The sequence below is a fragment of the Phytohabitans sp. LZ39 genome (genome assembly GCF_059359075.1).
The window spans coordinates 41,366-55,137 of the sequence record NZ_JCADBM010000005.1; the positions used below are offsets into that span (position 1 = coordinate 41,366).

The following is a 13,772-nucleotide window of genomic DNA, read 5'->3' on the forward strand; positions in this document are numbered from 1 at the left end:
CACGAGACTCATCCCCCAGCTCACTCGAAGACCGGCTCTTCGTTCGGGAACGCGATGAGCGCGTAGCCGAGGCGGTGCTCCATCTGATAGCCCTCGCAGTCTTCCCGCAGCGACGTGTAGGCCTCGCCCTTGACGCGGCAGGCGTACAACGGCCGGCTCGCCACGCCGTCCGGCGGCTCCGTCCATATGTGACCGAGCCCGGACTGCACGCGCTTGCCCGCGCACGTGGGGTCGAGCGACACGAACTGGTCATCACCGTCCACACAGCTCGTCAGCGTCTGGGTGCCGGGCTGGGCGGTCAGCGCCACCCAACCGGTCGGCCCTTCCAGCCAGTGACCGGGCGGCACCACGGAACTGCCGTCGTAGGTGGTGATGTGGTCCCACGCCGGGCCGTAGTAGCGCGCCAGCGACGCGTACGCGAGCGTGTACCCGAGCACGCCTTCCACGGTCGCGCCGGCGCAGTCGGAACGCAGCGACTCGAAGTGGTCGGACGGGCCCATGCACCGGTATACGGCCACCGTGGGCACGTTCGTCGGCTGGCGGGCGTACACGCGGCCGATCGCACCAAGCGACGTCTGACCCTCGCATTCGGCGAACACCGAGGTAAAGGTGTCGTTGCCGTACCGGCAGGCGTAGAGCACCCGGGTGTTGGGCTGCTCCGAGGGCACCAGCACGCCGAGCGTCGCCTCGAAGTGGTAGCCGGCCGGCGGTTCCTCGCTGGTCGACGCGGTGTGGTGGTCGCCGGCGGCGTTGACGTAGCTGCCGAGCTGGTAGCCGATCGGCTTGGGCCAGCTGGCCCGCTGCGCGATCTTCTGGTCGGTCACCATGCCGAGGTCGGCGTGCACCTCGTCGATGTCGCCGGGGAAGAACTCGGCCGGTGCACCGTCCACTTTGCTCCTGCCGACGGTCACGATCCCGTCGCCGACCCACAGCGCCACGCCGTCCCGTACCGAAGCCAGCTCGCCGTTGACGTACAGGCGGAGCTGCCGCGCCGCGTAGTCGTACACGCCGGCCAGGTGCGTCCACTCACCGACCTTCGCCGGCAGGGGTGAGGCCGCGTAGACCATGTCGGCGCCGTCGGCGTCCTGCGCGCGGGCGCCGAACACCCAACGCTTCAGACCCGGCCGGTACTGGAGGAAGTAGCTGCTCATCCGCATGCCGTCCTGTGCCACGACCGTGCCGGCCCGGTCGCCGGTGGACAGCTTGGCCCACGCGGACACCGTGTAGCTGTCCCGGGTGGCGACGGCCGGGAGCCGGCCGGTGGCCGCGCCGCTCACGCCGTCGAGCCGCAACGCCTTCCCGGTGACACCGGGTCCGAAGGACGACCCTCCGGTGGCGGTCAGGGGGTTGTCCTGCCAGTCGTCGTTACGGCCGGTCCCGTCGTCGAAGCGCCACAGGTTGAGGCCCACCGACGCCGCGTCGTCGTGCACCTTGCGCACCTCGCCGTCGCTGAGCGCTCGCGAGTACGCGCGGACGTCGTCGATGCCGCGGGGGAAGAAGTCCACCGGCTTGTCGTCCCATTTGGACCGTCCGATGGTGAGCGGGCCGGTGCTGTTCCACGCCGTGACGCCCACCTGTGCCGCGGAGAGCACGCCGTTGACGTACAACCGGAGCTGGCGCGAGCCGGCGTCGTACACGGCGGCCAGGTGCGTCCAGCCGCCCGGCGCGGCGGCGTTGGCGGAGGTGAGCAGCACCCCGCCAGGCATGTTGGTGTCCGTCTCCGGGATCCAGACCGCCCATTTGTTCGCGCCCGCGTGGTACTGGAGCATGAACGAGCTGACGTGGGCGCCGTCCTGTGCGACCACCGTGCGGTTGCCGTTGCCGGCGGCGGTGAGATACGCCCACGCGGTGACCGAGAAGCTGCGTCCGGTGTCCAGCGCCGGCCCGGCGGTCTCCGCGTATCCGGTGGAGCCGTCCAGCCAGGCGGCGGCGCCGGTGCGGCCGCCGATCCAGCCGGTGCCGCCCTTGAGCGTGGCCGGGAGCCCGCGGCTGCTGGCGTCGGCGACCGCGGTGCCGTTGCCCTCGTCGAGCTTCCAGTGCCCGGCGTCGGCGGCCGGCAGCTTGTCCGGCCCGATCTGCGCCGGATACGAGCCGTGGAGGCCCTTGACCCGGTCGTCGTTGAGGGCGCCGGTGTAGACGCGCACGTCGTCGACGCGACCCTTCCAGTACGCGGTGTGGGCGCCGGCGGCCTTGCCGCGTCCAATCTGGAGCGCGCCGGTCCCGTTCCACGGTGTGTTCAGCGTGCCGTCACCGATCCGGGAGCCGTTGACGTAGAGCCAGAGCTTGCGGGTGTCGGCGTTGTACACAGCGGTCAGGTGCACCCACGTGTCGACGTCGGTCGGCTCGGTGGTCACCGCCGCCTTGGTCACCCTGCCGGTCGTCGGCTCCGGCATCTCGAAGACCCAGGCCCCGTCCGGGCGCTGGATGTCGTCCACCAGGTGCCCGAGCCGGAACTTGCTGAAGCCGACGTCGCCGCCGTCCAGGGCCACCGCGTCCATGCGGCACCGCTCCACCTCGTTGAGGTCGCAGTTGCGGTCCGGCAGGTACACCCACGCCGACACGGTGAAGTTCTGGTCGGTGCGGACGTCGACGCCGGTCGCCGTGGCGGCGCCGGTGACACCGTCCAGCGCGACGCCGTTGCCGACCCGGCCGGGCGCGAAGCTCGCCCCGCCGGTGGTTTTCGCGGCGCGGGTGCCGACGGCGTCCGAGACGTTGGTGCCGCTGGTCTCGTCCAGCCGCCAGTTGTGCGCCAGCGAGAGGTCACGGCCCGCCATGACCTTGATCTCGTCGGCGAACAGCGGCCGCCCGTAGACGCTCACGTCGTCGACGGCTCCGGGGAAGAAGTCGACGTCGCGGCTGTCGTACCGGGAGCGCCCGATCTGGAGTCCACCGCTGGCCTTGACGTTCGACTGGTGGACGGCGGTGCCGGCCAGCACGCCGTTGACGTAGATCTCCAGCTGTCTGCTCTGCTTGCGGTAGACGCCGACCAGATGGGTCCACACGCCGAGCTGGGCCAGGCCGGAGCTCTTCGCGCGATCGCCGGGTGGCGCCGGTTCGTCCGCTGTGGACCCGAAGAAGCTCCAGTGGCCGTCCTCCATCGCCTGTAGGTGGAAGGAGCTGGCACGGGCGCCGTCCTGGGAAACCACCGTCGACCACTTGCCCGGCTTGTCGAGCCGCACCCACGCCGCCACCGAGAAGCTCTGGCTGGTGTCCAGCACGCCGGGCGCGCTGACGTGGTCGTCCTGGCCGTCGAGCTGCACCGCGAGGTCGCCGGCGTCCGGGTACGCGGACTGGCCGGCCGCCCAGGCGGGACCGCCGCGCAGCGTACCGTGCTGCCCGCGTGCCGACGCGTCCTGCGCCGTGCCGTCGAACCGCCACATGGCGGCCGGGACGCCCTCGCGGCCCACGATGCCCTCGATCTCGTCGGTGGACAGCGGTCGGCTGTACACCCGGACCTCGTCGATGAGTCCCGGCCACTGGTCCACGTGGTTGCCGGCGACCATGCCGCGGCCGATGACGAGCGGTCCGGTGGCGTTCCAGGCGCCGTTGACGTCGCCCTCGCCGGCGAGCGCGCCGTTGACGTAGACGCGGATCTTCTTCGCCGCCGCGTCGTACACCCCCGCCACATGGGTCGGCACGTTCGGCTGGGCGGTGCCGGCCGGCGATGCCGCCCAGCCCGGCCAATGTGCCGTGGCCGCCTCCTCGTTCAGCATCGAGAACTGCCAGGACGTGCCGCGCTGCTGTAGCAGGAACCCGCTGTTGGACCAACCGTCCTGGCTCACGAACGTGGTCGCGAGCCCGTCACCGGCGAGCCGGTCCGCGCGCACCCACGCGGCCACCGAGAAGCTGCGGTCGGTGCGCACGGCCGGTGCGGTGGTGGCGGCGAAGCCCTTGACTCCGTCGAACTTCGCCGCGCCGTTGACCAGGCCCTCGCGCACGAAGGTGGCACCCTCGTGCAGCACGGCCGACTCCGCGCCCGGCACGGCGTTCGCGGCCGTGGTGCCCTCCTGGTCGTCGAGCTTCCAGTGTCCAACCTGGACGTTCTCCTGGCTCACCGCGGCGCGCACCTCGGTGTCCGACAGCACCCGGTCGTACATCCGCACCTCGTCGACCATGCCGGTGAGCGCGCTGCCGACCAGCAGCGGCCCGGCGCCGTGCCATGACGTGTCGCGTGCCGCGGTGCCGACCAGCACGCCGTCGACGTACAGCCGGACCTTCTTGGCGGGCGCGTCGTACACGCCGGCCAGGTGGGTCCACTGCCCGGCCACCGGCTCAGCCGGCGCGCGGACGAAGCTGGACGCCGACGGGCTCAGCGCGTCTTCCGAGGGCATGACGAAAACGAAGCGCTTGTACGCGCCCTCGTAGTGCAGGCAGAAAGCGCACTGGTTGGCGCCGTTCTGCCGGACCACGCCCTGCCACTTGTCGTCGACCTTGTCCAGCTTCACCCAGGCGGAGACGGAGAAGCTCGTGTCGGTGCGCAGTGTGTTGGGCGCGGTCATCCGCCCGCCGGCCGCCGCGTCGACCCGCAGTCCCATGCCCGCCGCGCCGGCCTGGTAGGTGGCGCCGCCGGCCAGCGTGCCGTCGCGGTCGCCCAGAAACGCGGTGTCCTTGGTGTTGCCGTCCAGCGACCACTGCGCCAGCGGTCCGCTCCCGGCCCGCACGTAGACGCGGTGCACCTTCGTCGGGCTGCGGTGCCCGGCCCGGTCGACGCTCTGCACGAACAGCTCGCGCGGCCCGTCACCGGGCGGTGTAAGCGTGACGCTCGCCGGACCGCCCAGCGCCGACGCGTCCACCTTGGTCGACGGCGGATCCTGCCATCCGTACAGGTAATGGTCGATGTCCTCGACGCCGCTGGCGCCGAACGTGAACGTGTCCGGCACGTCGACACCGCCGTGCCACCGATTGTCGTCCTTGTACAGCAGCGCGGAGACGCTCGGCTGCTTGTCCACGCCGACCCGGTCGACGACGAACCCGGGACCGTTCACCCACGGGCCGCCGTCGTGGCCGTCGCTGGCCCACACCGTCCAGGTGACGTGCTGGCCGTGCCGCTGGCGCAGGTCCAGGTCGGTGCTGAAGAACGCGCCCGAGCCCTGCCACGGCCCCCAGTCGCGGTGGTCGGTCGACGGGCCGCCGTAGATGTCCCAGATCGGCCTCACCTGGTCGTTGTCCGGATCGGACAGTCGACTCTGGAGCCGGATCCACTCGTCGCCCGCGTACGGCGTGCCGTCGCACCACCGGCACGCGCGCAGCGGTGGGTCGGTGCCCATGTCGTACGGCGTGTTCGGGCGGGTGTTGTAGTTCACCACGACGTGGGTGGCGTACGCGTCGTACTTGCGCCATGCGTACGCGTCGCCCTCGTCCTCCGCCTTGAGAAAGTACGTGGAGATGCCGCCGCTGTTCAACGCGCCGGCCACGTTGAAGCCGATCCCCTTGTTGCCCCCGCAGCCGCTGTAGTTGCTCTGGGCCCCGGAGGTGCCCACATGCCAACCCTGCGGCGCGTTGTTCCACGAGGTGCCGCCACCGATCCCGGCGTTGGCCATGAACAGCTGGTGGTTACGGGTGTTGCAGCTCGGGCCGTACACGATGGTCGCGTTGAAGCCCGCCGAGATGATCCGCTTGCCGGACAGGAACCCGGTGTCGAACATGAAGTACGAGCGGGTCGCGCCGATGCCGTTGCAGCCCGCCCAACCGCAGTAGCCCACCTTGGCCCAGCCGTCGACGTCGTTTCCGCCGCCCCAATGCGTGCTGCCGGGCGCGCCGGAAAAGACCTTCGTCCAGCCGACGTTCCAGTACGTGCGCCAGTCCGGGTCGATCACCACCGGGTACACGGTCTTCGCGCCGGTCAGCAGCGCGCGGTCCGGCGTCAGGGTGAGCGTGCCCCGCTCGACGGCCACACCCACCGCCGCCCGGCGCGGCGTCTCCGCGGCGTCCCACATCTGCGCCGGCGGCGTGGCGAACACCGGCTTGCCCTTGGCGTCCCGCGCCTCCAGCGTGCCGGACCGGGTCGCGGTGACCCGCACGCCCTTGGTGGTGAGGCCCAGCCGAATCCGGCGCAGGGCCGGATTCTTCGCCGCCGTCGCGTTCTTGACCACGAGGTGGTGGGCGTACCCGTCGGCCTCGGCGCGGAGCGTCAGGTCGACGCCGGGCAGCACCTCCGGGTACGTCACGGTCGGCCCGTCGACGACCGGGGCCGGCAGCCGCCCCGGCCAGCTGAGCGCGAGCCGCGCGCCGTCCCGCCCGTAGCGCACCAGCGGCGTCCCCTCACCCCCGCCGGAGAACGCGTAGTCGCCCAGCGTGGCCCGGGGCGCGATCGAACCGTCAGCCTGGCGTACCAGAGTGGTGTCGACGTCGAGCCACGTCGCGCCCTTGCGCACGCGCACCGGGCGGGCAGCCAGCGTCGCCGTCAGCGTGCCGTCCGGCTTCGCGTCCACGACCCGGGTTTCCGTGGTCAGCTCGGCGACCCGCACGGAAGACCGCTGCGCCACCGCGAGCTGGACCGCCGTAGCGGTGTCCGCGGCCTCCCGCACGACCGGCCCTGCCGGCGGACGCGGGGACGGGGACGACGACAACCTCGCGACGGTGAGCAGCGAAGCCACCAGCGCGAAAAGGAGAACCGGGACCACGACCCGGCGGAGGGCATGCTTATCGGACGTCAGGCGCACGGCACGGAGCGTGACAGAGGCCGCTTACGCGCCGCTTACCTGGCGCTGTCGCGCCCCGTGGCTCGCCGGTGCGCAACCAGTGCCGCGTGAGGAGCGCATATCCCGCGGTCAGCATCGCCGCGACAGTGGACGCTTCGTCACTGAACAAAAGAAGCGTGTCCAATGCGGTAAGGAGGAAGGACGTGCCGGCAGGATTTCTATTCATGCCGAAAATGCTAGATCCGGTTTCCGGTCATTCGATTAATGGAATTAATCGAGTACGCCCAGGCGTTTGGCCAGTCCTCGCAGTCGACCGTCTCGACCAAACCGTGGCCTGGAGAGCAGCTCTCGGGCGGCGGCGCGACCCCCGTCGTAAACGGACACCTGCTGCGGTGCGATCGCTTCCGCCTGGTAGAGCGCCGCGGCGGCCGCGCTTTCCGATCCCCTGCCCTGGAGCAGGGCCCGCGCGAGATCGATGAAGTACGTCGCACGGCGGTGCCGCGACATGCTCTCCAGTCCAGCGGCTGCTGTCGGGGCTTTGGCCGCCGAACCCTCCTCGAGGGCTACCAAGATGGCGACCCGCCAGATGTCGACGTTCGTCGGGCCGAAGTTGAAGTTTCCCTCCGGACATTCGCCCGTGTAGGCGGCGACCCTTTTCGCCTCGTCGAGATGCGCGAAAGCCTTGGCGCGCTGCCCGGTACCGGCCACTATCCAGGCGCTGACGAGATGATGCATGCCATAGGTGCTCGCCGCGGTGACGCTTGTGCCGACGTGCGCGCTCAGCAGTTCGACACCCTCCCGTGCCACATGGATAGCGCCCGGCTCGCTGGCGACGGCTCGGAGCCGAGCGTAGTTGGCGAGGCCCAGCGAGCGTGGATCACCGTGCTCACGCGCAGTGCGGGCGGCCAACTCGGCTACCGTCAACGCCAGATCCGGATACCCCAACTGCATGCACGTCGACGCGGCGGTCGAACAGATCTCCACGGCCTCACGCAGCAGCCGCCGCTTTTCGTCATCCGCGCAAGCGTGTAAGCGGTACGCCAGACGCGTCAAGGCAGATCCGAGCGCCGGTACGAGAACATCATATCGGCATGCATAGAAGTGCTGATCGAGTTGTTCGGCGGTGGGAGTGTGCGGTCGCGAGCCTGGATCGTCGTCGACGACGACGACGAGCTGAGGATACGAGAGTGCGATGATGCCGGACCTCAATACCGCTACGGAGGCGTCATCGACCGGCTGGTAGCGCGCGGGGACGTTCTCGCGGCCGGTCAGCTCACGCACCGAGATCTGCAATGCGCGGGCGATCGCCTCCTGTGACGCATATCGATCGAGTGGCGTCGACCCCCTTTCTATCTGCGCGATGTAGCCCTGGCTGAACCCGGCCAGCTCGGCCAACACACGCTGGCTCAACCCCCGACGGTGACGCCATCGCCGTAAGCGTGCGCCCACATGTTCGTCGTCCATCGCAACCATGATTGCGCTGAATACCGGCCCGGCCCAGACAATCGGTGCTACGGCTTCGACGCTTCACGCTTACGGGTTAGCTCGTCTGGCCCTTACCCGCTTTGTGTCTCACTCCGCCGGCGTCGTGACTCGCCACGCGTCGCTCGGCGATAGATCGAGTACTGGAAGATCCGCAGTGTGCATTCCTCCGGCCAGGGCTGCGGATGGTCCCGCAGCCCTGGCATGGCTACTGGTCGACGGTGAAGATGACCGCGCGGTTCGCGGCTGCTGCCTGGCGGTAGAAGTCGCGTACCCGCTTGAACCAGCCCCAGGTATAGCCGAAGTCTTCATCGCTCAGCGAGCCCTGGTAGTCGGTGGGATCGATCCGGTCGTAGCGCCGGCGCATCCAATCCTCGTCTACTGCCTCAAGGGCCGCCGCGACCTGGGCGACTTCACCTGCCCGCAAGTGCGCGACGACGTAGTCGTCACCCTCATAGTGCTGGCCGCCGCCAAGCACCGCCATATCGAGCGCCGAAAGACGCCTGCCAGACCCAAGCGTCCCGTCGCTCAAACAGCGGTGGATGGCGTCCCACGCCTTGTCCGTCTCACAGTCCAACGGCTCACCATCCCAGTCACCCATCTCGACGTCCTCGACGAAGGCTCGAACCTCGGCATCGTCGCGTGTCGCCATCAGGGCGGCTTCCTGCTCCTCAGTGAGGGCGAAGAACATTCCTCGGCATGCCATGAGCCGCAGGATAACCGAAGGCCGCGGTGCGCGGACGACCTCTCAATGTGCGTGGCTCACGCCAACTTGCCGCTGTCCGAAGGTTCTGGGCGGATGCTGACCGCGCGGGCCGGGTTATGGAATGGTTCTGGGCAGGCTGCTGGACGGGTGCGCCACCGCCGGCTCCCGCCGGTCAGAAGAGGGTGAGCTGGCCCGGCGTCGGGCTGGGCCGGCGGGAACGCGGCGGACGGAGCGCCACGCGTACCCATGCCGGCGCGTCCTCGACCTCGTCGGGAGGAGCGCCGCCGGTCAGCGCCCACAACGACGGGCCGAGCAGGATGCCCCGGCCGGCGAGCGCGCGTCGCATCCGGGGAAACTCAAGTGGGAGCCGGATCCCTTCCAGATCGGGCACCGGAAGGTCGGTACGCATCCGCATCAACCGGCGGTTACGCTCCACCAACTCGCGCGCGGCCGGTTCGGCCAACCGCTCGGCCGCCCGTGCACCCACGGCCGCGCTCACCTCAGCCACCCTCCCACCATCCAGCGCCGCCCACGCCGCGTCCACCGTCCCGAACGCGGCGAGCAGGTCGCCGGCGGTCGCCGGCCCAAAGCCGGGCACCCCGGGAAGGTTGTCGGACGGATCGCCGCGCAACGCGGCGAAGTCGCGGTACTGCCACGCCTCGACCCCGCACACGTCAGGCAAGCTGGCCGCCCTCATCAGCACCGCGGCGTCGCGGCCACCGTTGCGGATCCGCAGCACCGAGGTGCCCGCGTCGAGCAGCGCGAAGGCGTCGCGATCGCTGGTGACCAGGACCGTACGCCAGCCGGCGTCCCGAGCCTTCGCCGCGCAACTGGCCAGAACGTCGTCGGCCTCGTAGCCAGCCGGGACGAACACCGGCAACCCGGCCGCGCGCAGCAGGTCGGGCGCGACGTCCAGCTGCTCCCGCAGATCCGCCGGCTTGGCCGCCCGTTGCGCCTTGTACCCGGCGTAGTCGTCCGCCCTCGCCGACGACACCGGACAGTCGAAGCCGACCAGCACCGCGTCCGGACGCAGCCGGGCCGCCGCGTGGGCGACATGCGTGACCAGACCCTTGAGCGCCCACACCGCCCGCCCCTCGCTGTCGCGCAACTCCCCCGTGGCCGCGGCGTGGTACGCGCGGTGCAGCAGGCTGTTGCCGTCGACGACAAGCAGCAGCGGCTCCGCAGCGCTCACGCCAACAGCTTAGAACCCCAGCAGCGGCAACACGCGGTCGGAGTCTGAGCGGGTTCGCGTAGTAACAGCGCGTCACGGCACAGGCGGTGTCGAGGTCGCGGTCCGACCCGTTGTTGCTGCCGATGCACCGTGCCCGGCATCCCGCCACCTGCCGGTGAGTGGATCACCAGTCAGTGTCGCTCGCTGGAGGCCGCCCTCAGGTGTCGTAGCAGCCATCCCACGGAGGAACTGCTCGCGCCTATGGCCGCGCACACGGTCGACGACAGATCCGGTTCCCAAGCACTCGCTCAGGTCGACCCACGCACCCTCGACCTCCTGGAGCAGCGCGGGATCACCGTCCACATCGCCGAGACCACCGAGGCCGTTGGCGTCTACAACGCCCTCGCCGCCGACGGCGTCACCGTCGCGGGGCTCTTCCACTCGACCTGCTGACTGTTGCCACCGGCGCCCCGGTAGCTCAGCGGAAGAGCGGCCGGCGTCGACCCTCGGGCGGGAGTCGAACCCGCACCTGGCGGGGTAGAAGCCCGCTGCTCTGTCCATTGAGCTACCGAGGGAGGTGCGACACCTGGGAATCGAACCCAGCACACTCAGCTTAGGAGGCCGAGAAGCGCATCCAGCGCACGTGCCGCGTGTTCGATGGTACGCCGCCGGAGGATCGAACTCCGCTCCCCCGATTAAGAGTCGGGTGCTAAACCACTCAGCTAGCGGCGCATGGAGGAGGATGAGGGAATCGAACTCTCGGGTGTGACCCCGGCACGGTCCACTGTGGAGTTTCAACCATCGGTCCCGCCGGCCCGCCTACAGCGCCACGAGCGAACGGTGGTCCGGCCCGCCGGGCCGGGCCACGTGCAACACAAGTCACCTAGCGCTGTGCCGGTGCTGGGGACCTCTGGGCCAGGGCGGCGCGTACCCGTTCGACCTCCTCGTGCTCCTGACTACCGGCCGCGGCGAGCGCGCGCCGCCAGGCCGCCCGCGCGGCGTCGGTGTCACCGGCCGCGGCGTTGCAGTCGCCGAGGTGGACGAGCGTATCGACGACGTGGTACGGCATCTCCAGCCGTTCGAACATGACTACCGCCTGCTGAAAGCAGCTTTCCGCGAGCTGCCACTCACCGAGGTGGTGGTGGGCGATGCCCAGCGTGTCGAGCATGCCGGCCTGGCCCCGGACGTCGCCAAGCGCGCGGAGCATCCGCATCGCCTGCCGGCCGTACCGGAGGGTCTCCCTGTGCCGGCCGAGCTTGGCCGCGAACCAGGCCACCGCGTTCAGCGCGTTGGCATACCCGAGGTCGTGCCCGGCCTCCTGGTACAGCGCGACGGCGCGCCCGGACCAGTCGAACGCTTCGGCATCACGCCCCAACCGCCCGTACGCCTGCGCCAAACTGACGTACACCCCGGCCTGGCTGACCGTGTCGCCCAGATCGGCAAACAGTGCGGCGGCCCGGATCAGGACCGCGAGCGCCTCGTCATAGCGGTTCGACAAGGCCATCGCGGTCGCCAGACCGCCCAGCGTGTGCGCCTCCGCGACCGGGTCGCCCAGCCGTGCGGCGGCGGCAAGCGCAGACTGGCTGATCCGCTCGATGTCGTGCACGTGGCGGTGCCGATCCAGGAAGCCGCCGACCACCCACGCCAGCTGCCACGCATGCCGCTCGAACCCATGAGCCACCGCGACCTCGACCGCCGCGATCAACACCGGATGCTCCACTGTGTACCACGCCGCCGCGAGTTCCGGATCGGCTACGTCGGTCACTACCGCGCCGGAGCACGGCCGCGCCACGTCGATCGGCACCAGCAGCCGCCGGTAGACACCGACGGCCGTCATCGCGCTGTGCAGGTAGTGGTCGAGCATCCGCTCCAGTGGCGCCCGACGCTCGCCCGGCGGCTCCGCCTGCGCGAGTTCGACGGCCCAGGCGTGCAGAAGGTCGTGCATGGCGTACCGGCCGGGTTCCGGCTCGGCGAGCAGGTGCGCTCTGGTCAGTTCGGCCACCAGCCGCCCGGCCAGCGGTACCGGGACGCCGGCCAGGCTCGCCGCGGCGGCGACGCTCACCGTCGGTCCCGGATGCAGGCCGAGCAGGCGGAACAACCGCGCAGCGGCCGAGCTGACCGCGCGCATCGACGACGAGAACACGGCGCGCACGTCGGTTGCCGGGCTTCCGGTGGTGAACGCGTCGAGGGTGCGCAGCTCCCGCGCGAACGCGCCGAGGGCGAACCCTGGATGGGTTGCCGCTCGCGCCGCGACGATCGCCAGCGCCAGGGGAAGCCGCGCGCAACGGCTGATGATCTCGTCGGTCGCGGCGGGCTCGGCCTCGGTGCGGTGGGCGCCGATCCGCCCGGCCAGAAGCTGCCGTGACTCGGCCGGGCTGAGCAGGTCGAGCGTCATCGGCTGGGCGCCGGCCACCACCAGGCCGGTGAGCTGGCTACGGCTGGTCACCACCGCCACGCAGCCGGGCCCGCTCGGCAGCAGCGGCATGACCTGCTCGGCCGACCCGGCGTTGTCCAGCACCACGAGCATCCGCCGCCCGTCGAGAAGCGACCGGTACATCGCGGCCTGCTCCTCGCGGTCGGACGGGATCCGGTCGCCGGGCACCCCCAGCGCGCGAAGAGACCGGGCCAGAGCGTACTCGGGCGTCGCCGGTTCACCGGAGGCGTTGCCCCGCAGGTCGACCCAGAGCTGCCCGTCCAGGAAACGATCGCTGACTCGGCGTGCCCACCGGACGGCGAGCGTCGACTTGCCCACACCGGGCGCCCCGGAGACCACCACCGTGCGCGGTTGCGCCGGATCGTCGGCCAACCGGTCGAGCCGGGCGAGCTCCTCGACCCGGCCGACGAAGCCGGGTACGTCCGGGGGCAGTTGGCGCGGCACCGGGGGCTCGTAGATCGCTGGCGCCGGTGCGTCACCGTTTCCGGAGCGTCCGTCCAGGATCCGGCGGTGCAGCCGGCGCAGCTCTTCGCCGGGCTCGATCCCCAGCTCCTCCGACAGCCGGCGGCGGGCCGCGTGGTAGGCGTCGAGCGCCTCGGCCCGCCGCCCGGCCGCGTCCAGGGCCTGCATGAGCTGCTCCCAGAACCGTTCGTGCAGCGGGTACCTGCCGGTGAGCTCGCGGACCTCGCCGATGACCTCAGCGGTGGCCCTCCGGTCGAGGTCCAGGTCGATGCGCCGGGCGAGGGCCTGGAACCACTCGTCCCGCAGGCTGGCTACGGCCCAGGCGCGCAACTGGTCCGACTCGACGTCAGCGAGCGGTTCTCCGCGCCACTCCGCGAGCGCCGCCGCGATCGAGGCCGCCTCGCTCTCGCGGTCTTCACGCTCGGCGGCCCGCCCGGCCTCGCGCATGTGTGCCCGGAACCGGCCGAGGTCGATCACCTCGGGTGGGACGTCGACGACATACGCGCCGGACACCGTCCGCATGATCTGCCGGTCTGGCACGGCGGCGAGCGCCGAGCGCAGCCGTGCCGCGTACAGCTGCACCGCCCGGCGGGGCCGCTCGGGCTGGTCTTCGCCCCAGAGCATCGCGGCGAGTTCGTGGATCGGTACTGGCCGACCGGCGTCGAGCAGCAGCCGGGCGGCCAGCACGCGTACCTTCGGGGAGGCGAGGCGCACGGGACGCCCGCCGACTCGAAGCTCGACCGGGCCGAGTATCCGGAAGTCGACGTCCATTCCGACATCGTCGTCCATCCACGCACTGGGGCAAACAGAAGGTCTGGCCCTATCCCCTCCGGCCCTGATCCCGCCGCGCGGCGACGATCGTCGAACGCGAAGGGC

6 protein-coding genes and 3 tRNA genes are annotated in these 13,772 nt (G+C 70.8%); 1 reads left to right on the top strand and 8 read right to left on the bottom strand.

Annotated features, from left to right (window positions below; translation table 11 throughout):
• Positions 1–20: 20 nt before the first annotated feature.
• The 4 genes from AC5L36_RS11615 to AC5L36_RS11630 all read right to left on the bottom strand — a co-directional run bounded on the left by AC5L36_RS11615 (position 21) and on the right by AC5L36_RS11630 (position 10,021).
• Positions 21–6,527 (bottom strand): LamG domain-containing protein, encoded by a 6,507-nt coding sequence (locus AC5L36_RS11615; protein WP_441215464.1) that lies wholly within the window; start codon positions 6,525–6,527, stop codon positions 21–23.
• 384 nt (positions 6,528–6,911) lie between these two features.
• Complete coding sequence (locus tag AC5L36_RS11620) at positions 6,912–8,114, bottom strand: helix-turn-helix domain-containing protein (RefSeq protein ID WP_441215465.1); 1,203 nt, start codon at positions 8,112–8,114, stop codon at positions 6,912–6,914.
• A gap of 217 nt (positions 8,115–8,331) precedes the next feature.
• Positions 8,332–8,829 (bottom strand): YfbM family protein, encoded by a 498-nt coding sequence (locus AC5L36_RS11625; RefSeq protein WP_441215466.1) that lies wholly within the window; start codon positions 8,827–8,829, stop codon positions 8,332–8,334.
• Between the two features lie 172 nt (positions 8,830–9,001).
• Positions 9,002–10,021 (bottom strand): 5'-3' exonuclease, encoded by a 1,020-nt coding sequence (locus tag AC5L36_RS11630; protein ID WP_441215467.1) that lies wholly within the window; start codon positions 10,019–10,021, stop codon positions 9,002–9,004.
• 240 nt (positions 10,022–10,261) lie between these two features.
• On the opposite strand from AC5L36_RS11630, the gene AC5L36_RS11635 reads away from it, so the two are divergent.
• A complete protein-coding gene (locus AC5L36_RS11635) occupies positions 10,262–10,453 on the top strand; it encodes an MTH938/NDUFAF3 family protein (protein ID WP_441215468.1) in 192 nt (63 codons plus the stop codon).
• Positions 10,454–10,502: 49 nt separating this feature from the next.
• Here the strand turns inward: AC5L36_RS11635 and AC5L36_RS11640 are convergent.
• The 4 genes from AC5L36_RS11640 to AC5L36_RS11655 all read right to left on the bottom strand — a co-directional run bounded on the left by AC5L36_RS11640 (position 10,503) and on the right by AC5L36_RS11655 (position 13,685).
• Positions 10,503–10,575, bottom strand: a tRNA-Arg gene (locus AC5L36_RS11640).
• Between the two features lie 3 nt (positions 10,576–10,578).
• Positions 10,579–10,650 (bottom strand) — tRNA-Arg (locus tag AC5L36_RS11645).
• A gap of 8 nt (positions 10,651–10,658) precedes the next feature.
• Positions 10,659–10,732: transfer RNA gene (locus AC5L36_RS11650), tRNA-Lys, on the bottom strand.
• A 151-nt stretch (positions 10,733–10,883) separates the two neighbouring features.
• On the bottom strand, positions 10,884–13,685 hold the full coding sequence (locus tag AC5L36_RS11655; protein ID WP_441215469.1) for an AfsR/SARP family transcriptional regulator: 2,802 nt from the start codon (positions 13,683–13,685) through the stop codon (positions 10,884–10,886).
• Positions 13,686–13,772 lie beyond the last annotated feature (87 nt).